This window comes from Sporofaciens musculi (assembly GCF_009830285.1).
Taxonomy (GTDB): domain Bacteria; phylum Bacillota; class Clostridia; order Lachnospirales; family Lachnospiraceae; genus Sporofaciens; species Sporofaciens musculi.
Genome location: NZ_WUQX01000001.1, coordinates 4,523,003 through 4,546,243 on the forward strand (window position 1 = coordinate 4,523,003; position 23,241 = coordinate 4,546,243).

The following is a 23,241-nucleotide window of genomic DNA, read 5'->3' on the forward strand; positions in this document are numbered from 1 at the left end:
CCATTATCTGGGAGGTAACATTGCGTGGAAAAAGGTATCACGACTGGAACAGGAAATGCTGTCGGACAGGCAGCTTTCGATTTAAACCCTTTAACGGGGCTGCATTATATGCGAAGCTTTATGCAGGCAGCGAGGATTTATTTAGAAAATGTCCAGCCAGGCGCGTATGCCATGGCAGCAATCGATATTGAGCATTTTCGGATGATCAATACGTTTTGCGGCAGAGATAAGGGGGACGAGCTCCTTATTTTTATCTCAAATTGTCTGAAACGGAATATCAAGCAGTACGGCGGCGTCGCCGGACATTTTAACGGAGATGATTTCTGTATCATCATGCCTTTTCAGTTGGAGATTTTTCGGGCGCTATGGGATGAGATTGCGGTCAACATGGGACAGTTGAATGGTATTGCTCACTCTCTGCCTGCAATTGGTATCTATACATTGGACGACCTTATGCTTGAGCCGGAGATTATGTATGACAGAGCAACCATGGCCCTTTCTTATGCACTGGGAAGCCATATGAATCGAATTCGCATCTATGACCCCAATATGGAGAATTCACTGGAAAGAGAATGGCAGGTACTTTCAGACGTAAAGGCGGCTCTTGAAAATGATGAATTTACTTTCTACGCACAGCCTCAGTATGACATTACCACCAGAAAGATTGTAGGTGCGGAAGCCCTTGTGCGCTGGATTCATTACGGCAAACTCATATCCCCTGGGGTATTCATTCCCGTACTGGAAAAAAACGGCTCCATCACCCCTCTCGACCAGGTGGTGTGGACAAAGGTGGTGGAATGGCTAAAAAGTTGGATTACAAAAGGCTACCATCCCGTTCCGATTTCTATCAATATATCAAGACTGGATATTTTGACTATTGATGTGCCGAACTTTCTAATTAATCTGACCGATACCTACCAGGTACCAAGGAAATATCTCAAATGTGAGATCACAGAAAGCGCTTACGCAGAGGACGGCCAAAGGGTTATTGATACCGTAAAACGGCTGCAGGCAGCCGGATTTCAGCTTATGATGGATGATTTTGGAAGCGGTTATTCTTCTTTGAATACCCTTAAGAGTATGGATGTGGACGTTCTTAAGATTGATATGTGTTTTCTTGAAATGAGCGCCGAGGAGGAACAGAAAGGAATCGGAATTCTGGAGTCTGTGGTGAACATGGCAAGGCTTCTTGGCATACCCATTGTTTTAGAGGGCGTGGAGAACCAACACCATGAAAATTTTATGCGGAACATGGGCTGCCGCTACGCCCAGGGCTATTACTATTTCAAGCCTCTGCCCATCAATCAACTGGAAAACCTGCTGGCAGATGAGCGGAACCTGGATTTTGGCGGCATGTGCGTCAAACAGGTAGAAGCTCTCCATACAAGAGAATTCATAGACGGCAATCTGTTCACAGATACCATGGTCAACAATATTCTGGGAGCCGCGGCATTTTATGATATATATGAGAACCAAATCCAGATTACTCGTGTCAACGAGCAATATTTCCAGCTTGTAGGCGTGGGAACCAACGACCCTGAGAACTATAACAAAAAACTCTGGGATCACGTTAGAGACGACGACAGACCTAAGTTGTTCTCCCTTTTCGAGCAGGCATACGACAAACGGCCCGGCTGTGCCGACGGGTATATCCATCTACTGCGGCTGGACGGCAAAGTGCTGTGGGTGTACATGAAGATATTTTTCCTTCGGGAAAAGAACGGACACAAGATGTTCTACTGCTCTCTTGTGGATGTTACCTCTTTTCGGGAAAAGGAAGAAATAAAATGGGATATCGGCCACACAGCAGGAGAATTCACAGAACAGGAGCAGGACAAGCTGGAGCGCTATTATGGCAACATTCCCTGCGGATATGGCCTTGCCAAGATTATTCTTGACCCTTCCGGCGCCCCGAATGATTATGAGATTATCTATATTAACCATGAGATGGCTAAGACCTGCGGCGGTGATATCAAATTGCTGCGTCATCTGATTATGAAAGCCTTTAAAGACGACCAGAAGGATTTGTTTACCAAAGCGTATCAGGCTGCATATAGGGGAGAAACTCTAACCCATTACGCATACAGCTCTATTTCCAGTCACTATCTCCAGCTCACGCTCTATCAGCATGAGTATGGATATGTGGCCTGCCTGATGCGGGATGTCACCCATATGCAGATTCATGAGGGCGCGTTAAACAGTATGGTTCTTGCCTACCGGGAAGTCTATTTCCTCCATCTTCGAGACAACTACTGCCGAATGATTTATCCCGATGCCAACGGCCTGATGGAACGCGGGAATTATGCGGCAGTTGTAAACCGTCACTTTGGAACAGGAAAGATTCTAAAATATGATGAAGATAATGTCCGCAAATTTCTGTCTCTGGACAATTTAAGAACTGTACTTAAAACCCAGGATTCCACAGAGTACCGCTATCGCAGAAGCGCAAAGGACTATGGCATTGAGGACGAATGGTGCCTCACCAGCGTCACCATCAGTGAGCGTGAACGGGGCATTCCCAAAACTGCTGTCATCACCATCCGAAGTATTGACAATATTATCAAAGACGAGGAGGAAAAGCGCCATTTGCGTATGGCACAGTCTCTCGCCAATATGTCGGACGGTTTCTTTATCTATCGTGCCATAGACGATGAGCGAATCCTGTATGCAAATCCGGCTATTATGACGATATTTGGCTGTAATACCATGGATGAATTCATGACGCTGGTAAATGGCTCGTTTAAAGGATTGGTTCATCCTGATGACCTTAACCGAGTGGAATGGGAGATTCAAAACCAGATTCATCACTCTGAAGGAAATATGGATTATGTCCAATACCGGATTATCAGAAAAGACGGAGAGGTTCGCTGGCTGGATGACTGCGGCCATCTTGAAAATTCTGAATGGGGAGAAGAACACAGGCTGTTCTATGTATTTGTCAAGGATATTACAGACCAGATTACAGATATCCAGAAGGAAAAACTTTTGAACTCTAATCAGTTTTATCAGAAATCTTAATGATAAAGGGGGGGCGGTTCACTTCATATAACTATGCCCCCCCCCCCCCCCTAAGGAATCAATCACACTTCCAAACCTTTCCTCCGTCACACTTTTCCAAGGCAGGACACTCCCCCTGTACATAAGAATACACTTCTGTCTCTGACGTACGACTAATTGCCTCATCAAGCCGTAAAAGCATCTTCTCCTTATCCTTGGGAAGCTTCCCCCTCACCCGAAATCTGATAAAATCATGGAAGCCGTCGTACAAAATCTCTGTATCCAGAAGCTCAAGCAGGCAGCGTTCCTCTTCAAGATTCTCAAGCTCTGAGGACGGAATGAAGCTGCCCTCCAGAATATTCTGGTACAGCGGCACCTCTTTATGCAGAAACATGGAAAAATTCACCACATGGGCAGGCTGGGTCTGATTTAGGAATTCTGCCAATGCCCTGGCATTCTCCTTCCCTCTGCCTTTCCCCGCCACACCCGTCATAATATGAGCGTCAAAAATCATACCAGCTTTTTTAAGACGCTTAATTGCCTCGTAGGCCTGCGCCTGATTGTGATCCTTCTCCATGAATATGAGCACGTCGTCAAGCCCGCTCTCAATCCCCAGATAGAGATGCCGCACTCCCAAGCGACTAAAAGTATGAAGCTCATCATCCGACCTTCTCAAAATACTGGTCACGGTTGCATCCATATTGATTTCTTCACATTCTGGAAAATATTGCTGAACCATCTCAAGAATCTGCAAAAGCCGTTCGTTTTTCTGGGCAAATGCATTCCCGTCTCCCAGAAAAACCCGCTTCGGACTTCCTCCTACCCTCTTGACACGCGCCAGTTCCTCCTCAACCTGGGTAAGAGGCAGCTCTCGGTATTTTAAGTGCCGAAACAGATTGCAGAATTTACAACGATTGTAGGAACAACCTACCATGATTGGCAGCATAAATGAAGCTCGTTCCATAGGAGCCCGACAGATTTGTCCTTCGTATTCCATAATTCTCACCTTTCTTTAAAAGGACGGTTTCCCCGCCCACAACTCACTTTTGAGAAATACATATTCTTTCTCTGAGGACATTTCCTCCTCAAACTGATATCCCAGACGGTCAAAGCCGCGAACCTCTCCTACATCCACAATCCCCTCTTCCGCCATAAACCTTACCATCTCTCCCCTGGCCATCTTCGCCTGCGTCCCCTTTTGTATCACCTTCCCCTTTTTCCATTCCCCAAATATGCAAGTAATGTAAATATCCTCCGGTTTAAGATACTTTTCGATACATCTGGAATATTCTTTTGACGCAAGGTTTAAGATGATTCTGTCTCCTTCGCTCACCTCCTGATACAGCCTGTGTCCCCAGAATTCATACAGATTCTTAAATCCATTTACATGTGCTTTGGCCTGCATCTCCAACCGATACGCAATGACTCCGTCCAGAGGCTTCAGAACTCCATAGAAGCCTGAGAGGATTCGCAGATGCTCCTGCACATAATCCCATTCTTTTTTGGTAAATACTTTTGGCGCCATGTATTGATACTGGATTCCCTCATAGGACAGAAGCGCAGGAGTCAGTCTCCTGTTAAGGTTCATTTCCTGAAGCCGGCGGTAATTCAATTCTGCAATCTTATCATTACACTTCCACAGGTTCCTGGCTTCTTCCAAAGACAAGGTGCGAAGCCAGTCCTTAAGTACCTCCGCTTCCTTAAGGAAGACTGGAGGGACTGGCTGCGGGAACGTATCTGTGTCAGTATTCATTTTCTTTGCCGGAGAAATGATGATTCTCATAGTCCACTCCCTCTTTTGCCCTTAATCTTCCTCATAAATAAAAATTTCCTCAATGCTCATTCCAAAATACCTGGCAATCTTAAATGCCAGCCCGATTGACGGATTATACCTGCCATTCTCCAGCGAGCCTATGGTCTGGCGTGACACCTCAAGCGCCAGGGCCAGCTCCTCCTGCCGGATTCCCCGCTGCCTGCGCAGCTCCTCCAAACGATTCTTCATATATTATTCTCATCCCAAAAATAACTGATTCTTCTTTCTCTCTCTACACGTTTTCTTCAGCTTCTGCGCTCCTGCAGCGACCAGTACCTTGCTGATACTGCGGTTCTTCTGGGGACAGACAGCGATACAGCGCATACACGTGATACATTTATCATGCTCCGTACTCATAGGCATATCCGTTGGGATCGCACCCATGGGACATGCCTCGGCGCATACTCCGCACTTTGTACAGGATTTGCCTGACCTTGGCTTCATAGGTACACCGCTAAAGGAGCGATATGGCCTGTTTCCCGGAACCGCAGGCGTATCTCTAAGACTTCCATTTTGGATTCCTCTCTTAATCTTGTCCGTAAAATCTACTAACTCCCTTCTGTCCTCCTCGTCCGGACGGCCTGCGGCAAACTGATGCATAATCGAATGCTCCGCCACAGCCGCTATCGCCGCAACCGGACAAAAGCCGGCTTCTATGAGAACGTCATTGAGCTCTAGCATCGTATCATCATATGCCCGGTTTCCATACACTGTAACCGGAACTGCCTTCGCCTTATTTCCTTTCATCTCCTTCAATCTCTCTGCCACTATATCGGGAATCCTTCCCCCATAGGAGGGCACCGCCACAATACAGACATCCTCCTCTCCAAATGTAAATGCCTTGAAATCCAGAAACCTGTCTGTCAAGTCTATCAATGAACTTTCCCAACGAAATCTGTCCGCAATAATATCCGCAACCTTCTTCGTTCCCCCTGTAGGGCTGAATACGATTTCATATAATTTCATAATATTATCCTCCCCAATATCTATTCCCACTAAACTGTGAGCATTTCACACCCACATCCCGTCTGCTTTTGAAACTCCTTTGCAACCAAATCCAAGATCTCCGGCTCTAAAGACCTGCGCACCTTCACCTGTACCGTCTTTCTCTCAGGAAGATAGGACGGATTCTTCACAGGCGTAATCCCGCGCTTCATACACAACACCTGGATATTTTTAAATAATGTATTCTGGTTTACCTTGTCTGCAATACGAATCCGCCACCCAGTCTGATTCGCAAGGGTCTGTATGACCTTCTGATACCGTCTCCCTATCATGGGGGAAATGAAACTAAGCTCCAAATATTTTCCCTTAGAATCCTGCTTTAAACTCTTCTTATCTGGTCTGTGAGATAAGCTTGCGAACGCCAAGTCAATCTGTAAAAAAGCCTGATTCTGCTCAACCACTTTCACTGAAACATCCTCAGGTACAAACAGATATGTTTCTCTTATATTCTCATCATCCAAATATACCCCCACACCTGCATTTCCATGAACCAGCGGATTCCATCCCGTCTCTGCACGTCCGTTAATCAGAAGCCTCCATCCCGTCTCTGCCTCAAAACGCCTTGACGCCTCCCTGTCAGCTTTCTTGTTATCCTTCCCTGAGAGTGTGATGGAATAACATTTTCTATCCTGAAAATAAGAAGTCTTCAAAAGCCTCTCTCCAAAAAGCAGTGAAAGCAAAATTCCCGCCGCACTGTGGTTCGTGGCTGGATTGATTCGTATATTCCAACCGGTTTCCGAAGCGAAAATTCTGGCCTTTTCCTGAAAATTCTCCATATCCTGGCTGTCCGGATAGTCAAATTGCAGCAATGCCTCTTTCCGGTCAAAATGATAGCCGATCTTCCTATAAGGATACTCCTGAAATATATTCAGAATCTTAAGCTCTAATTCCTGCATTGTCAGTTCCTTCGGCGCAAGAGCCTCTGCTACCGCTTCCCGTGTATTGGCTTCAAATAAGAACAGTCTGCGTACATTGGCAGAAAAATAGTTACTGTGCCGGAAAATATCCTGCATTCTCGCAAGGGCGGCTTCATCAGAATCACACGCCCTGCCATACCAAATCCAGGCAATCTGGGATATGGACAATGCTTTTCCCAAATAGTGCTCCTGCCAGTAATCCCACAACAATTTTTCATCCTCCGGCATAAATTCCCGTTCCATCTGCATGGTATAAACCGGATAAAACGCCGTCTGTTTGCGTTTCCTGCGAAGCTCAATCCTATACTCCTGACCGCACTCCGGCAAATAGACCTGCCGGCGGTAATCCTCGGCCGCCAGTTCATTTCCCAGTTCTTCAATTGCCTCCCTGTTCCCATGAACTAAGAAGATCCGCCGTGAAGACAGTCTTTCCAGAAGCGACATAATCTCCGACTTATCCCCATGGGCAGACAGCCCCACCTGCTCGATACGGCATTTCACGGGAACAGTCCTGCCGCCTATCGTCAGGCTTCCCCCCTCCGGTGATTCCAACAGCTTCAAAAGCTGCCGTCCTGGAGACTCCTCGTCCTGATATCCTGTAATAATGATGCTTGCATCTTTCGAGGACGCCAAAAGCTTTGCATACTGGGCGCTGGGTCCCCCCGTCAGCATACCGGAGCTGGATATTATAACCACAGGCTCTGTTTTGGCCAGCAGTTCCTCCCGCTCCTGGGTATTGGCCACCGGCCGGATTTCCTTTGTATAGAAGGGCTCGTTTCCATTAAAAATACGTTTTCCTAATGCATTTTTCAAATAAATGGGGTTCCTGACATACATCTGATTAATGTCCCGAACCATGCCGTCCACAAACACATGCACAGCCGGAAGCTCTTGATTCAGAAATGCCATACGCAGAATCAAGAGGACCTCCTGCGCCCTCCCCAGGGCAAATGTGGGAATCAGAATCTTTTTCTTCTGCAAAATACATTCCCTGACCAACTCCACCAGACGCTTTTCCTCCACCATCCGGTTGGCATGGAGACGGTTCCCATAGGTCGTCTCCACAATGGCAACATCCGGACGAAGCTTGGGAATCCGAATGCCTTCAATGGTACGCTGTGAAAATGCAGAGAAATCACCAGAGTAGAACAGGCTTCCGTCCTCCGTAACCAGATATATGCATGCCGCCCCCGCAATATGTCCCGCGGGATAGAATGTTAGGGTAAACCTGTCAAATATGGGAAAGGGCGTCTGATAACCTATGGGATGAATCCGCCCCAACATGGCCAGCACATCTTGCTCTGAATAGTGAGGAATCTCGTCCTCCCGATACTTCATAATCTTTAAGCTGTCATATAACAATACCCTGGTAAGGTCCTCTGTCATGGCAGTCATGTAAATACGGGCAGAAGGATACGCCTTACTGATAATTGGAAGTGTTCCGATATGGTCCATATGGGCGTGGCTCACGATAATTGCATCCACGCCGCCCCTTTCCTGTATTGTCCGAAAATCTGGAATCGGGTCCTTAAATACAGACTGGCGGATGCCGGAATCCAAAAGGATTCCCCTGCCTGCAATTCTGATGTAGATACAACTGCCGCCAATCTCCATGGCGCCGCCGAGAAAATGTAGATTCATGTAATTTCATTCCTTATCTTAATAAAAGTTCTATATTCAGTTTAACCAGCACCTCCCCGAAAATCAATCCCTTTTTTGGATAAATAACAGATTGCTAAATGTCATTGTTTACATTCAGAACCTCATATATTATTGCAGTTCGCAATATTTTTATAATTTTATCCCATATGCTTATTGCTTTTCCCGCTTTTATGCAATATGATAATAATTAGTAAATAAAGTTCTAAAATATTTACAACAGAACAGGAGGAATAATAATTATGGCGAATATCTTAATTACCGGAGGCGCCGGTTATATTGGCAGCCACACAGCTTTAGAGTTACTGAATAAGGGGTATGAGGTAACTGTATATGACAATCTTTCCAACTCTTCCAAGGAATCATTAAAAAGAGTTGAGGAGCTAACCGGAAAGAAGGTCACCTTCTACGAAGGCGATGTGTGTGATGCAGACAATCTTAGGACATTGTTTGGAAAAGAGTCCATCGATGCAGTTATTCACTGTGCTGCATTGAAGGCTGTTGGTGAATCTGTCCAGAAGCCCCTTGAATATTACCGCAATAACATTACTGGCACATTGACACTGATGGATGTGATGAGAGAAGCTGGCGTAAAGCGGATTGTATTCAGTTCTTCCGCTACTGTTTACGGAAATCCTGAGCTAATACCAATCACAGAGGACTGCCCCAAGGGTCAGTGCACCAATCCTTATGGATGGACAAAGTCTATGATGGAGCAGATTATGACCGATTTGCAGAAATCAGATCCAGAATGGAACGTTATCCTGCTTCGCTACTTTAACCCAGTGGGCGCCCACAAGAGCGGACGTATCGGAGAGGACCCAAAGGGCATCCCCAACAATCTCATGCCATATATTTCCCAGGTTGCCGTTGGCAAGCTTGATAAACTCGGTGTATTCGGTGACGACTACGATACTCCGGACGGCACAGGCGTACGCGACTATATTCATGTTGTGGACCTTGCTGTTGGACACGTGAAGGCCATTGACTATATCATGACCAATCCTGGACTGGATGTGATTAACTTAGGAACAGGGACAGGCTATTCTGTTCTGGATATGGTAAAGGCATTCGGGAAGGCTTGCGGCAAGGAGATTCCTTATGAGATTAAGCCGAGAAGAGAAGGAGATATTGCTATGTGCTATGCCGAGCCAGCTAAGGCTTTGAAGGTGCTTGGATGGAAGGCAGAACGAGGACTGGATGAGATGTGCGAAGATACGTGGAGATGGCAGTCTCAGAATCCCAATGGATATCGGTAGGAACGATTTATAGCGTTAAAGAGGGAGGCGCTGTCGGGCAATGGAGTATTTACCGACAGCGTCTCTATAACCCTTTCTCCCACTGAAGCACATCCCTTACAACTATATTTTCCCATCCCTCTAAAGGATACATGTCAATAGCCTTCCATCTGGTATCGCTGTAATGATAGTCTGGATACAATGCTATTTTCTTACATTCTGAATATTTCAGCACATCACACAAACCACTCCTGATGCCTATAAACGTACCTGCATACTCTGCAGCAGACTGTAACTGGCAGATGGCTGGACTGATTCTTAAAGTTCCCTCCAATGCCTGTTCCGTTCCGACTACATTTGTAAAGCACTGATATCCCTTGTCTTTGTAATGTCTTACAATCTGTCCCCACAAGCTCTTTGGCAATGTTGGAACCGATTTTGCATAAGGTGAGAGAATCACGGCTTTCCCTTTAGAAATGTCCTGTAAGCCAGAATATGGCTTTAACCTCTCTGCTCTTGGCCGCACAGGTTCTATGTTGGCTGGAAGCCCAAATACGCCGCAGCAGTAAATCTGCTCCAGAGAAATACATTTCATATATAATGCTTTATGCAAATTAACCACATAAGGTCTGTCCTGATGGGCAATAAACGAATTTCTATCCTTGGTATAAATACAGGCTTGTACCAATTCGTCCATATTCTTCTGAGAAAAAGCCTCTATATAAACCTGCTTCTGATTAGACAAACTTTCTTTGTGCAGTCCTGAAATATCTGGCTGAAATAATTCTGCCACCTGTGCGCATACATTTCCAACAACTCCAATCACACATCTGCACACATTTCTTTTTTCTAAAAAATACGGCAAATAGGACATAGCTAAAAAAATGTCCCCCAATGCTGCAAACGGACATAACACCTTAAAACAGTCCGGATATTTCCCTTCCAGATGCTGTTTAAGCAAAATACCTTCTTTCACTCGTTCCTGCCTGCGCATGATTGTATCCTCTGACAGCGAATACTCTGCATAGCTATTGTAATCTACCAGTTTATATACTTCGCCTTGATACCCAATTTTTCTTAACTGTTCCTTCATTGCCTCAAAAGCCCTCGCCGCTATACATACGACCGTATGTTCCTGGGGCTCGTAAAGAATCATCTTTGGCGGCGCAATAGGGATTCCATAGCATGTGCTTCCCTGCTTTTCTGCATTATTATCCAATACCGCCCTGACCATATAGCCTTTCTTCAAAATCAGGCTAGCCAACTCCTCTGAAGCGTTGCAATGTCCGAACAAGTATATTATTTTGTTTTGAATTGCATGGGTGCTTGTCAGCCTATCCAGATTTGATACCATCTCCTCATAATGAGCTCTATCCATATAATATCCCCGCCCTTTTCTTTATCACAATAGAAGCGCCCCAAAAGCTTCTTCCTCTGTCAACAGACCGCCTGATATATAATTACTCAAACTGCCGTACTGGATATGATCAGCCAGCAAATGTATACGGTCAGAGAATTCATACGTATAATACAGCTTTTCTATATTACAGTATTCTTCATATGAAATTTCCTGAATCTCTACATTGTACTTTTGCAGTATATCTGCTCTCGGTTTGGTAACAAGAAACAGAGAACTTTTCACATTTTGACGCGATGCAGTCTGGAAAAATTTTTCTCCTGTCCAAATCCCCTCCTTAAGTACGAACACACTGTCATATTCTCTTATATAGCATCTGAGCTTTTCTATCGTTTCTCTCTTATTATCCATATCTATTTCTTTCGCAAAATAAAGCAGAATTTTCATTCTAATTTTTTCCCCTCAGTATCTTCCTCGATTTTTCTATTCCGCAGTTAAACAGCAAGTCTATACTGCTCAGATATGGGATAAATTCCCCAAATTGCTGTGGATAGACCGGATGCTTGAACTCCTGCCAGATCACTTCGATTCCAGCCCTTTCATATGGATCGGATATAAAATAATCTTTTGCCCCTATACCGGATAAATAACGGCTGCATCCCAGCTCCTTCATAATACTTACAATTAATTCGTTACTCTTTCCTTCTGCCTTGAGGCTGCTTGCCATAACCATTTCAATCTGAATATCAAAAAGTTTCATTAACATCCTGATTGAACTCATATTAAAATCCACCATTTTCTCACAGGGTATAGAATATAAATCCATGATATATGGCAGAATTTCCTGATAGTATTCTGTCTTTCTATAATTTTCCTGTATAAGATTCAAATGATGAGTTCTCCACTCAGAATCCTGCCGCAGCATCACCTCGTTAATTGCCGCTCCATATACAGCCTTTTTTATACCGACGGAAATCCATTTTTCACCTTTTGACGTTTTAATCTTATCTCTTGACGTCCAAGCCCTGCTTCCCCTCACATACTGCACATTATCAAACACCACATACAACTCTGCCTTTAAAAGCCGGTCAAAGAAACCTAAATACGGCATAAAATCCGGCTGATGAATCACTACAATCTTATCCTGCATAATGCTTTCTATACCCTTCTATCACATGATAAATATTCTTCATTCCATTTAGTGAAAATGCCGCCAATGCCGCCATACTCATTCTCTTTATATTTATATTCCTGATATCTATGCTGTCTTGGCAAATATCCTTATAATATCCTGCGAACTTTGCCCCGCCATAGCCTGCTATGTATCTCGCATTTTCTATTTCATGTACCTCATTCGCTATAATAATACATGGAAGTCCCGATGCATTTGCCTCAAAACAAGTGACTCCCCCGCCTGTAATTGCCAAATCATATTCAAAAAATTTTTCTATCAGAGATGGTACTGCAGTATATACTTTAAATTCTGTACCTGCTTCCCTCTTCAATTCATCGCTATGTTGGAAATCTGGCCCTGTAACAATATCCGCTTTCAATCCCTTTTCTTTTAGTATTTTTACCACCTTGACCGTCACTCCGTATGTATCGCTTCCTCCCAGAGTGACCAGAATTTTATTCAGTGCAGTCCGACGCCTTCTATACCTTGCAATTTCCGGATTTAAAATCATATATTCTTTTCCTGAATAGATATGCCTTCCCCGCAGATTATGAAAAAGCATGGCACAGAAATGCAGATCCACATAATCAGCTCCCTCTCCACAGTCATCTATTGCAGCCAGAAGCACTCCCTCATTTTTCACATGCCGTGCTAATTCTACCCCTGTGGAAAACTTATCCGACAGCCAGACATCTGCCCCATGCTTGCGGATAATCGTCTTTTCCCAATTAGTTGTAATATCTGAATAATCAACGATTTCATAAATGACTGAAATACTTTCCAGTATTTGAACAGCCCTTTTATCATCATTTAGGACAATGACTGCGCCTTCACCTGCTGCGCCCAAATACTGCCTTATATTAAGGGCCCTGTAAAAATGTCCCATTCCTCTTTTGTGAGAGCACTCTATGCTAATTACGATCATCCGGAATCCGTCTTCCTTCCTCTTTGTACTACAGATTATAAATATCCGTCTTATATTTGTCTAAGTTTTGCCGTAAAAATTCGATTGTATGACTTAGTCCCGCTTCCAGAGAATACCGCACCTTCCAATCTGTCAGCCGCAAAATCTTCTCATTGCATCCAAGCAGCCTGTTCACCTCACTGTTTTCAGGACGAAGCCTCTCGGTATCACAGACAACTCTTGCTTTCGGATTGATCTGTCTAATTAGTTCTTCTGCAAGCTGTCCTATTGAAACCTCTCTCTGTGAAGCGATATTAATCTCCTCTCCAATTGTTTGACTGGATTCGTAGATGGATATAAAACCATTTACAGTATCCTTCACAAAATTAAAATCTCTTGTGGGAGTTAATGCTCCTAGCTTTATCTGCGTTTTTCCTGCAAGAAGCTGCGTAATAATCGTAGGAATGACCGCTCTCGCCGATTGTCTTGGCCCATAAGTGTTAAATGGCCTTACAATTGTCACCGGAAGCTTGAATGAACGGTAAAAACTTTCTGCAAGACGATCAGAGCCTATCTTCGTCGCGGAGTATGGCGACTGCCCCTGAAAGGGATGTTTTTCATCTATCGGTACATATTGTGCCGTACCATACACCTCTGACGTAGATGTAACAAGCACACGCTTTGTCTCCAGTTTTCTTGCTGACTGCAGTATATTTAATGTCCCCTTTATATTGGTGTCTACATATGTATCCGGAGAGTGATAGCTAAAAGGGATTCCTATCAAGGCTGCCAAATGAAAGACCGCGCTTATGCCTTTCATGGCCTCCTGCACTCCATTGGGATCGCGGATATCACCTTGAAAAATATCTACATTTCTCATAATATCTTTTGGAAGCGTATCAAGCCATCCCCAGTTGTTGAAGGAGTTATAAAATACAAACGCCTTAACCTGATACCCCTTTTTTACCAATTCCTCTGTCAAATGACTTCCGATAAACCCATCGGAGCCTGTTACCAGCACTTTCATCGCAGGCCACCCCCCTACTCTTTCCATCCATCATGTTTCTGTCTATTTAACATCTGACCAGCAGATTATAGAATCTTCCTCAATATCTCTGGCAGCCCTCCTTCCAATGACTGCCTCCCTATATTTAGGCGGTATTCCAAATCCCGGACGCTTGATATCTATATCATTCTCTGTTATAATACCACCCTCTTTTATACCTTTTGTACATACAATACTTTTTCTGTTATTCTTACGGTTCTTCACCTCATCACCCATTGGACGCTTAATTCCATCGCCCCGCATCTGTTCATAAAGCCTTATTTTATTTACCAGCGTTGTCATCTCATCCTTTGTGGCAGACAGTCTATGATCCGGTCCATCTGCATTTTTATCATATGTAAAATGCTTCTCTATCACCTTTGCCCCCATGACAGCCGCAAAAATACAAGAATCAACACCAAGCGTATGGTCTGAATAGCCTATTGTAAACTGCGGAAATTCTCTCTGCAATGTTCTGACTGACTCCAGATTTACATAAGATGGCTCTGTTGGATACAGACTTACAACATGCATAATAACTATATTTTTATTTCCTTCTTCTGTAATTGCATTGACCGCCTCTTTGATTTCCTCCAAAGTACACATTCCTGTGGATAACATAATTGGTTTCTGTAATCTGGCAACCGTTTTCAAAAACGGAATATTTACGGCATCATCTGCTCCAATCTTGTATAAATCCATATCAAGCTTTTCCAAAAGTTCTACATCTGTAATATGAGACGGGGTTGAAAAAATATCCAGTCCTTTTTCCTTCGCATACTGAAATAATTTTTGATGCATTTTCTCACTTAACTCATATTTTTTAAACAGTTCTGTCTGCGATATTATTCCGGTATTTTCCATATCAAATACCGCCTGTCTGCTGGTAATCGTATCGGCACGATAAGTCTGCAGTTTTACAGCATCCACACCACATTCCTTAGCCTGATCGATTAGTACAGCTCCCTTATCAAAATCAATAAAATTTCCGCCTATTTCAGCTACTATATATGTCCTATCACTATTATGAAACATAACATCCTCCTTATATGAACCATCTTACATTCTGAAATGCCTCGGCATACTTTACCCCTATTTTCAAACCATTATTTACAGCCTCATTTTTAAAATAAGAACACCATAACTCCCCTGTTCTCGCCATCTCTGACTCATATGCCTTAATTGCTCTCTCCTTAATATCCCACGTATCCGATATATCCACATAAAAGTTCTCATGAAAGTTTTGATCTGAAATATACCAATTACTTTTGTACATCAAAAGCCGGTTGACATGCCTTGCCACATGCAGCGTACATAACGCAAGATTTCTATGGTCGTGATGCACATCATGAGACCAATGGGTATAAATAAGCTCTATACAGTTTTCTTCGATAATTTTTAACAGCATGGCGTGCATATCTTCCCCATATTCCAAATAAAATGTAGGGATCTTCCCCTGCAAAAGCTGATATCCGATAATTCTGCTGGCATTTTGAGCCTCTTTTAATGCATCCTTGTCTCTCCTTAAAACATCTCCGTCAACGCTATTAAACCCTGAACTAGTGGCGATAAAACCTATTACCTTGTCGCCGTTTTTTACATGCTTCGCCAGCGCTCCCCCACATCCTAATTCTATGTCATCAAAATGTGCTCCGATTGCCAAAACATTCATTCTAAACATCTCCTATGCTAAATACGTGATTGTCTGTCTCGTTCATAATCATCACTCAATTCAATGGCTCGCTGGGTAGTTACATATGCTGCACATGCATGCTGCAGAATATAACAAGCCTTTTCATAATCCTCACCAGTGTCAACAGTCAAGCTTACATCCGGCCTGTTCTTTTCAGACGCAACCGATGATATTCCATGTTTATACTGCGTTAAATGGTCAAGTATATACTCGTCCGGATGTTCAAAATGTTTGGGCAGCCATGCGTTTTCAAAACTTTGCTGTAATACAGGATATGACATAATTTCCATCCCAACCCCAATGGGAAGTACTGAAAAATTTTCTGAAAAATCTAATTTTTCTTCCAGATGGAATGAAATCATCCTGTCAAGCTCATCTATATCAGGAAATGGATTATCCCCTGTCATCCTCACGATTGTATCAAACTGATATTTTGACGCACAATCGAAATACCGTTTCAATACATTCCTCTCATCTCCCCGAAAACAACATATGTTTTGTTCTCTGCAGAAGCTCTCCACCACATCATCCTGTTTTAAATTACTGGTGGCAATCACAATTTTCACCGGATGGTCAAGTCTGTCAAGTCTGTCTAATATATGATTCAGTAATGTTTTTCCCTCAAAATCCATTAATATTTTCCCCGGCAGTCTATGTGACCCCATTCTTGCCTGTATGATAATTCCTACCATTTTTATTTCCCTATCGTCTGATTTCTATTGATGTAATTCTTTATAATAATCTCCCTGCCATTTACAAAAGCACGTTCATCGTCTTGCGTTGCGCGGGGAAGATAACATTTCCTACACACTTCCATTTCTTTGAAGCTTCCCATTGCATGCAGTTTGCGAGCCCTATTCATCCTCTCCCCATGCCAGATATCATAGATGCTTTCATTATTTGCATCACCTAGAATATAATTACCCTCCTCATCATTAGAGCAAAGCAAAGCTTTTCCGTCAGACCCAATTACCAGGCGCTGGTATAACTGGGGACAAATAAAATCTTCATCATACACAATATCTTCATCTTTATCCAAATAATCAATCAAAGGATTAAATGCAACCAAATCCACATATGGTGCAAATGTATTATAATATTCTGATGGATTATCACGGATTGCAGGCCAGATTCCCTGCACCTTGATTACCGGCTTATTCCATTTATTTTTCTTTTTAATACTGTAAATATCTTTTATTTTTTTCAAGGTGTCTTCAAATTTTAAGGGTTTTCGGATATCCTCGTACTGCTTTCCAACGCCGTCTATAGATATAGTAATCCAATCCGCTCCAGCTTCTGCTGCCTGTATAAAATATTCTCTGTTAAGCTTTGCAGAATTCGTAAGAAAAGAGACCTCCCTGATTCCCTTATCTTTACAATAACGAATACACGATATAAAATCAGGGTGAAGCGTTGCCTCGCCTCTCAGGCTCAAACGGACAGCGGATACTTTCCCTGCCATCTCGTCTGCCAATTTCTGAAACAATTTTGTATCCATCAACTGTGTACAAACTTTCTTCTTGAATTCTTCTGTGATGGTATAACACATGGGACATTTCAGATTACAGAGTGAAGACAGCTCAATATCCACCAATATTGGATAATCTGACACATACTGCTGCCTTGGATATTTACTCCAATTTTCCCTATACTTTCTGTAATCTTCTTCCCAACCTTCTGCCCTATTAAATTCAAACTGCTCTATTCTCTCATCTGTATCCATGTCATAGTTGCCTTTATTGATTGGAATATATCCTCCGTTCATCTTGCATCCTCCACACACCGGAGCAGTCCTGCTTCTATTGTAATTTGCGGCTCCCACCCCCATGTCTCCTGAATTGAGCTTATATCTGCAATAACGTCATTTAATTCATTCCTTCTTACTTTATTTACAGAACTGACACTCTTTTTTGTCCCTGCTGCTTTTTGCACCTTCTCTATAATTTCACGAACTGAATAGGAGCCTCCTGAACCTATATTAAACAGATGATATCCCTTTGTTTTTTGTACAGACAATTCGATTGCCCTGCACACGTCGTCAATATATACATAATCTCTCTTTGGTTCCAAGTCTTGTACTGTAATCCTGTCTCTTTCTCCCAGAGCCTGACTTACAATAAGGGGAATTAAAAAACGTTCACTCTGTCGTGCTCCATAAACATTGAACAGACGCAGTACTGTAATATCCATGCCAAAATATTTACCGAAAAACTCACATATCTCCTCTGCCATATATTTTGACTTCGCATATGGATTATTGGGATGAACTGCCGCTGTTTCAGGTACTGGATTATATGTAGGCTGTCCATAAATATAAGCGCTGATATAGGTCATTCCAATCTTTTGGTTTTTACAAAAACTAACTGCATTCAGAGTCCCTATTCCATTCGTTTCAAAAAACTGTTCCGGGTTTTCCCAACTGTCTGGAATGAATGTTTTCCCTGCAAGATGAAGAACATGGCACACATTCTTTCCTTTCCATTTTCCCCAATTATCTTGCTTCGTTACATTCAGCTCGCCAGACGACGGAGCTATTACATCATAACCACATTCCTTCAAATATCTTGTGATATGGCTTCCAATAAAACCTTTTCCGCCCGTTATCAATATTTTTTTCATTTTCTCTCCTGCTACATATCCTGAATCGTATCTATCATCCTTCGCATTGCGCTAAGTTCTCCCATGTCCTGCCAACTTTTCGACATAACAGGATAAGCGCCGACCTTTCTTTTTTCTGCCAGCAATTTGTTCATCAAATCTGTCATATGAAACATCTGATTTTGCGGAATACTGTTTATTACAGACGGCTCCATAACGTAAATACCAGTACTCATATTGTAGTTTAAAGACGGCTTCTCTGATAATTTCAAGATTTTCCCGCCCTCCTCCAGTTCAATAACGCCATATGGTATCTGTACATGCTTTAACGATGTTACAACCGTAATTTCATTTTGATTTATCTGATGAAAACGCAGCAGCTCAAAATAATCAATGTCCAGCAGCACATCGCAATTACTGACAAAAAAAGTATGCTTTAGCTGCTCCTTCATTAACCGGATTCCCCCACATGTTCCGCAAAACTTATCTTCTTCCACATATTGAACCTGATACGGCTTTTCTTTTTCATCTAAATATGCCTTTATTAGATTTTTTTATAATTTAAAATAAGCCAAAAGTCTTTACATCCGTTTTTTCTGAAAGAATCTATAATTCTTTCTAAAATTGTGACAGGCCCTATTGGCATTAGTGGTTTTGGCAGAATATTCGTATATGGATACAGTCTTGTCCCTTTTCCTCCCGCCATTATGATAACCGGCACATTAATCTGTTCATACCTCCTCTGCTCAGGGGCAATCATATCTCTTAAAAATATAATATCTATTGGTATATTGTTATCATCTACAATGGGAATTGCTTCTAAATGAAGCTTTAGCATCATCTGTTTTGCTTTTTCGGCTTCCCCTTTCCTGACTATACGCGGATTCGTATTCATTAACTTATTGACGTCTTCTTCAAAAGAGCCGTTCCTCAATACCCATCTCCTTACATCGCCGTCCGTTATAATACCTGTCAGCCTTTGATTTCTGGTAACTAACAATATTTTTTCTCCGGCTTCATCCAATTTTTTGATACTCTCAGATATTGTAATGCCTTCTTCAACACAAATCTTTTGGAGATTATTCATTTTCTTATCACACCCTTAAAATGCTCATCAGTCAAGCAGCTTTTGTTTCACAAGATGATAGATCCGACAGTCGCCATTTCCAACTGCTATATTCCTGTTTCCAGCACAGCGCTCATATGTTTTTAAACTTACAAGCGCATTTATAAATCTGGTCAGCGGAACATGTTCTTCACTAAACCAGCAACGGCTTCTTCGTATTAAATCCGCCAAAAACTGTTCAGCAATGATATTCTCAATATCCTTTGGTGGTTTTAATCGGATACGCTGCAAATCTTCGTCTTTTCCATATACAACAAGGTCCTTACTCCGATTCCCCAAAAGATATAGCTTATTATCAGAAACCCTGCTTAAGTTCAAATAAACAGTCCCCTTATAGGGAATTGAACACTCACCGGATAATGCATCCACCGAAAGAGCCTCTAAAGTGATTGTATCTACTTTTACCGCAACATTGGCATTTGCTGGTATTAAATATAGCCATTCTCCCAAAACAGCCATATTCAAAAAAGAGTACTCTAAACCGCAAGGCTGAAGCTCTGGAACCTGAGCGGCAATATGACATTCTAAGTATTTCCCGGATTCCATTTCCCATTTTACTAACGTGTCGGTGCTTGCTTCATATAAATATACTTGACTTCCATCACACTCAACCAATGAAAAAGTACTCTTTTTGCTGCCAATCGCCTGCTCTTTAAAGCCTCCTGTTTCAAGATTGTAAATAATCAAAATATTCCGATTACAATGCAGATGGAATACAATCTGTGATTCACTCAATCGTTTTGCAAACCAGCAAAGATAAAACTGCGCATCCGGTGAAGTGGTATAATGACGGTACTTTTCATAAAAATATTCAAATAAATCTGTTTTAAACGTCACCTCTCCCGTGACAATGTCATAGATAATGATACAATCATAGCAGCATGGGATTAAAATAAGAGAGTTATTATATATAAAGCCTGACACAAACTTTTTTGCATATTTTATTTTGAGAAGGTCGTTATCATCTCTTGATATCCCTATGCTTCCTTTTTCAAAGCATTCATTTTTCATATCATATATGCCGATTTCGTGGGCGGTACAAGGAGTAAAATATAACTTACCGTTACATTCATTAACAGACGTATAGAGCCTGCCCCCATATGCCTCCTCATCCGGAAAGCTTCCTACGTAATCAACGTCAAATGTGCGTTTACTCATTTTGAACAGGGCGTTATATTCTAAAGATGTGAACCATAAATTTTCCCCATCATCAAACATATCAAAAATCCCAATATGCTCCCATCTGCTTTCATGAGCCAGATTCTTTATATCTTTACTCTGATTTACTGCTTCCTCATTCATTAATTCCTATTTCTGTACTCCTTTCCAACCAGCTTAATTAGTCTTCAAAAAGGCTGTCAAAAGCTACTCTTTCAAAAACCTCTAGCTTACCGCCCCGTGTGGCATTATAGATTCTAAATCCGTGTTTTCTTGAATATAGTTCCGCTGCTTCATAGGCTTTCAGCGCTTTATCTGCTTCAAATGGTATAACTCTTTCTTTATTTCTTTCCTCATATCGTTTCTTTTCTTCCTGAGAATAATAATTTTTAATAAAATGGTTTTCTTCCGCTGTTGAATTATTCAAATAACTATGATCTACTCCTAATAAATATATTTCTTTTGCCCCAAGATAGGCTGCTAATTGTAAGCCGTTATATGTAATTGTTCCACCGCGATAAAGCCCTTTGGAAAGATCATTGGAAAATTTGGGATAATTAGGCAAAAAGTGAGTAAATAAGTCGTGATAGTATTGAATTCCCTTTATAGGGCGGTTCGGTCTTTCCACATGATATCCGTCTCCTATCAATAAATTTCCTGGAATATTGCTTAAGTCTTCCTGAGAATCGTCGATTCCATCCTGATCACACATGATATAAAAATCAGCTCGAAAATCAGTTTGGTCATATGCTCTATACATCATATTACTAACGATACAGATCTCCCGATGCCGATGTAAGGTGCTCAAATCCTTAATTGTTAAGCTTGGACCGTTTCCAATAACAAAAATCCTCTTTCCTTTATACAAATCTTTGTACTTTTGTAATTCAGGATGGTAAAAAGAAGGCTCCACAAAATCCGCATCATAAATATCAATAATATCAAAATCTCCCTCTGCATTTTCATATATCTCTAAATTATCTATTAGCTGCCGCTTTTCATTAACAATCAGACAGTCAAAATCCTTGTCTGCTTCTTTCCATGTCACCACGGGGATTCCCATACATTGTCTGACATCTGTATCTGTATGCGAAATAACCTCCACAATATTTTTATAATTGTTCTGTATGGCTATCTCCGAAAGTAAATATGGGATGTAATGATTGATTCCCAAAACTGCAATTTTATGATATTTTGATACATTTCCGCAGCTTAAAATTCTGTTATAAGACACTCTTTCTATACGCTTATTAAGTGCATATATGGGCAATACCTCTATATCTATACGCAGGTCATAATCATGAAATATGAAATATTTTGTCATATGATTGGCAATGAGCTGAGCTTCCATCTCCTTAGAATAATTCCCGCTGGCCACGACAATAATAAGCTCATCCAAGCTCAGCTCCTTTAATTCGCCAAAACTAATTATCTTTTTTCCACGCAGTTCTTTCCCATATGCATAATTATCCGCAAAACACAGCACCCTTAAATATCCCAGGAAATCCAACGCCAGTTCGCCATAACTGCCAGCTCCAAAAATCACATATTTCACACTTTCTTCCTCCTAGTATCCCTTCGGTTTAATTCGCTGTCCATAATTCCGAATAATTCTTCATCAAAGTATAGATTGTCTGATAACCCGTATGTATTTAAAGTGTCAATTACTTCTTCTGCATAGTCACCCCGCATACAGATTAAGATTCCATTTGAATGTAATTCTTCTTTTACCTGCGCCAGTTCTTTCACTGGATGCCCCATGTATTCTTTTTTCCTATCGTCCAAGTGAGTCACGCAAAAATATTCATACCTTATTTTTCGCATGTCGCAATAAGAAGCCACAATATGAGCCATATGTCCTGCTCCATATATAACGAATCCAGAATGACCTTTTATAAAGGCAATACATTTTGATATCTTTTCTTTTCTTTTTTTCTTTTCTCTATTTTGATATACATTAATAGGCGTAAGCGATATAAGAAGAAGTCTGTTCACAGGGACGCTGCATATCTTTTTCCACTCCCTAATATACCTTAAGAACACTGTGAAGCCAAAAATCCTCTCTATTTTCAAATTTTCAAACGCTGCCTCATCTTTAAAAAAGGTATATATCCCGTGTTTTAATATAGCCTCCTTCTTGTCTGTATAAGCTTCAGGAAGCCTTTCTATGGTATTCACCCAGCTCTCACAAAAAATAAAAAATGTATCATTATGCCATCCAGGATATTTCTTATACATTGAGCTTTTGAATTCTTTACTTTCAACAGGAATGTGCAGCGCCTTGAAGCGCTCCATCTCCGCTATACGGTTGAAATATAGACTTACATGAGAAAAATTAATCATCTCTTTTTTTAAAAATTTTTTCTCATATACACTCCACTCAACTCCATTCAACATTGTATGGACATTTACAAGGGCCGCTCCATACAAAGTCAGCTTCCATGCACAATCTCTTAAATATAAATTAGGAGTATCATATGACCTTAAACCCAAATGCTCCACATCATCAGGGTCCATCTCGATTATGTCATAAGAATTATCGATATATGAGTATAAT

General features: G+C 41.8%; 22 protein-coding genes. 2 read left to right on the top strand and 20 right to left on the bottom strand.

The features are described from left to right. Positions 1-24: 24 nt before the first annotated feature. Positions 25-3,018 carry an EAL domain-containing protein gene (locus GN277_RS22850; protein ID WP_159754195.1) on the top strand — a complete coding sequence of 998 codons (2,994 nt, stop codon included), beginning with the start codon at positions 25-27 and terminating at the stop codon, positions 3,016-3,018. Positions 3,019-3,076: 58 nt separating this feature from the next. On the opposite strand, the gene GN277_RS22855 is transcribed toward GN277_RS22850, so the two are convergent. The 5 genes from GN277_RS22855 to GN277_RS22875 are packed head-to-tail and all read right to left on the bottom strand — an operon-like array spanning position 3,077 to position 8,373. Continuing rightward, complete coding sequence (locus GN277_RS22855) at positions 3,077-3,994, bottom strand: radical SAM protein (RefSeq protein ID WP_159754198.1); 918 nt, start codon at positions 3,992-3,994, stop codon at positions 3,077-3,079. Between the two features lie 15 nt (positions 3,995-4,009). After that, on the bottom strand, positions 4,010-4,780 hold the full coding sequence (gene yaaA / locus GN277_RS22860; RefSeq protein WP_159754201.1) for a peroxide stress protein YaaA: 771 nt from the start codon (positions 4,778-4,780) through the stop codon (positions 4,010-4,012). A gap of 21 nt (positions 4,781-4,801) precedes the next feature. Continuing rightward, positions 4,802-4,999: a helix-turn-helix transcriptional regulator gene (locus tag GN277_RS22865; protein WP_159754204.1), complete on the bottom strand. Its 198-nt coding sequence runs from the start codon at positions 4,997-4,999 to the stop codon at positions 4,802-4,804. Between the two features lie 9 nt (positions 5,000-5,008). Further along, positions 5,009-5,776: a 4Fe-4S dicluster domain-containing protein gene (locus GN277_RS22870; RefSeq protein ID WP_159754207.1), complete on the bottom strand. Its 768-nt coding sequence runs from the start codon at positions 5,774-5,776 to the stop codon at positions 5,009-5,011. A 29-nt stretch (positions 5,777-5,805) separates the two neighbouring features. After that, positions 5,806-8,373, bottom strand: a complete 2,568-nt coding sequence (locus tag GN277_RS22875; RefSeq protein ID WP_159754210.1) for an MBL fold metallo-hydrolase — start codon at positions 8,371-8,373, stop codon at positions 5,806-5,808. A 260-nt stretch (positions 8,374-8,633) separates the two neighbouring features. On the opposite strand from GN277_RS22875, the gene galE reads away from it, so the two are divergent. Continuing rightward, on the top strand, positions 8,634-9,650 hold the full coding sequence (gene galE / locus GN277_RS22880) for a UDP-glucose 4-epimerase GalE (RefSeq protein WP_159754213.1): 1,017 nt from the start codon (positions 8,634-8,636) through the stop codon (positions 9,648-9,650). 64 nt (positions 9,651-9,714) lie between these two features. On the opposite strand, the gene GN277_RS22885 is transcribed toward galE, so the two are convergent. From GN277_RS22885 to GN277_RS22950, 15 genes are read right to left on the bottom strand one after another with little or no spacing between them, the layout of a single operon-like run. Further along, complete coding sequence (locus tag GN277_RS22885; RefSeq protein WP_159754216.1) at positions 9,715-11,007, bottom strand: hypothetical protein; 1,293 nt, start codon at positions 11,005-11,007, stop codon at positions 9,715-9,717. Positions 11,008-11,031: 24 nt separating this feature from the next. After that, a complete protein-coding gene (locus GN277_RS22890) occupies positions 11,032-11,433 on the bottom strand; it encodes a hypothetical protein (protein WP_159754219.1) in 402 nt (133 codons plus the stop codon). Between the two features lies 1 nt (position 11,434). Further along, a complete protein-coding gene (locus GN277_RS22895; protein WP_159754222.1) occupies positions 11,435-12,136 on the bottom strand; it encodes a WbqC family protein in 702 nt (233 codons plus the stop codon). Further along, positions 12,126-13,085 carry a glycosyltransferase gene (locus GN277_RS22900; RefSeq protein ID WP_159754225.1) on the bottom strand — a complete coding sequence of 320 codons (960 nt, stop codon included), beginning with the start codon at positions 13,083-13,085 and terminating at the stop codon, positions 12,126-12,128. The genes GN277_RS22895 and GN277_RS22900 overlap by 11 nt, the downstream gene beginning before the upstream one ends. A gap of 28 nt (positions 13,086-13,113) precedes the next feature. Beyond that, positions 13,114-14,091: an NAD-dependent 4,6-dehydratase LegB gene (locus GN277_RS22905; RefSeq protein ID WP_159754228.1), complete on the bottom strand. Its 978-nt coding sequence runs from the start codon at positions 14,089-14,091 to the stop codon at positions 13,114-13,116. Between the two features lie 42 nt (positions 14,092-14,133). Beyond that, entirely contained in the window at positions 14,134-15,144 is a 1,011-nt protein-coding gene (locus tag GN277_RS22910; RefSeq protein ID WP_159754231.1) for an N-acetylneuraminate synthase family protein, read from the bottom strand. A 10-nt stretch (positions 15,145-15,154) separates the two neighbouring features. Continuing rightward, a complete protein-coding gene (locus GN277_RS22915; protein WP_159754234.1) occupies positions 15,155-15,781 on the bottom strand; it encodes a PIG-L deacetylase family protein in 627 nt (208 codons plus the stop codon). 17 nt (positions 15,782-15,798) lie between these two features. Continuing rightward, a complete protein-coding gene (locus GN277_RS22920; RefSeq protein WP_159754237.1) occupies positions 15,799-16,494 on the bottom strand; it encodes a cytidylyltransferase domain-containing protein in 696 nt (231 codons plus the stop codon). Positions 16,495-16,496: 2 nt separating this feature from the next. Then, the gene (locus GN277_RS22925) at positions 16,497-17,567 is read right to left on the bottom strand and encodes a radical SAM/SPASM domain-containing protein (protein WP_159754240.1); all 1,071 of its coding nucleotides are present in this window, start codon (positions 17,565-17,567) and stop codon (positions 16,497-16,499) included. Then, a complete protein-coding gene (locus GN277_RS22930; RefSeq protein WP_159754243.1) occupies positions 17,564-18,421 on the bottom strand; it encodes an NAD-dependent epimerase/dehydratase family protein in 858 nt (285 codons plus the stop codon). Before GN277_RS22930 ends, GN277_RS22925 begins: the two co-directional genes overlap by 4 nt. 11 nt (positions 18,422-18,432) lie before the next feature. Continuing rightward, complete coding sequence (locus GN277_RS31010) at positions 18,433-18,945, bottom strand: sugar phosphate nucleotidyltransferase (RefSeq protein WP_330587509.1); 513 nt, start codon at positions 18,943-18,945, stop codon at positions 18,433-18,435. Continuing rightward, positions 18,945-19,487 carry a sugar phosphate nucleotidyltransferase gene (locus tag GN277_RS31015; RefSeq protein WP_330587417.1) on the bottom strand — a complete coding sequence of 181 codons (543 nt, stop codon included), beginning with the start codon at positions 19,485-19,487 and terminating at the stop codon, positions 18,945-18,947. The genes GN277_RS31010 and GN277_RS31015 overlap by 1 nt, the downstream gene beginning before the upstream one ends. Positions 19,488-19,514: 27 nt before the next feature. Further along, positions 19,515-20,828, bottom strand: a complete 1,314-nt coding sequence (locus tag GN277_RS22940) for a hypothetical protein (protein ID WP_159754246.1) — start codon at positions 20,826-20,828, stop codon at positions 19,515-19,517. Positions 20,829-20,865: 37 nt separating this feature from the next. Further along, positions 20,866-22,239, bottom strand: coding sequence for a 6-hydroxymethylpterin diphosphokinase MptE-like protein (locus GN277_RS22945; RefSeq protein ID WP_159754249.1), 1,374 nt, complete (start codon positions 22,237-22,239; stop codon positions 20,866-20,868). Beyond that, positions 22,236-22,862 (bottom strand): hypothetical protein, encoded by a 627-nt coding sequence (locus tag GN277_RS22950; RefSeq protein WP_159754252.1) that lies wholly within the window; start codon positions 22,860-22,862, stop codon positions 22,236-22,238. Before GN277_RS22950 ends, GN277_RS22945 begins: the two co-directional genes overlap by 4 nt. Between the last annotated feature and the right edge of the window lie 379 nt (positions 22,863-23,241).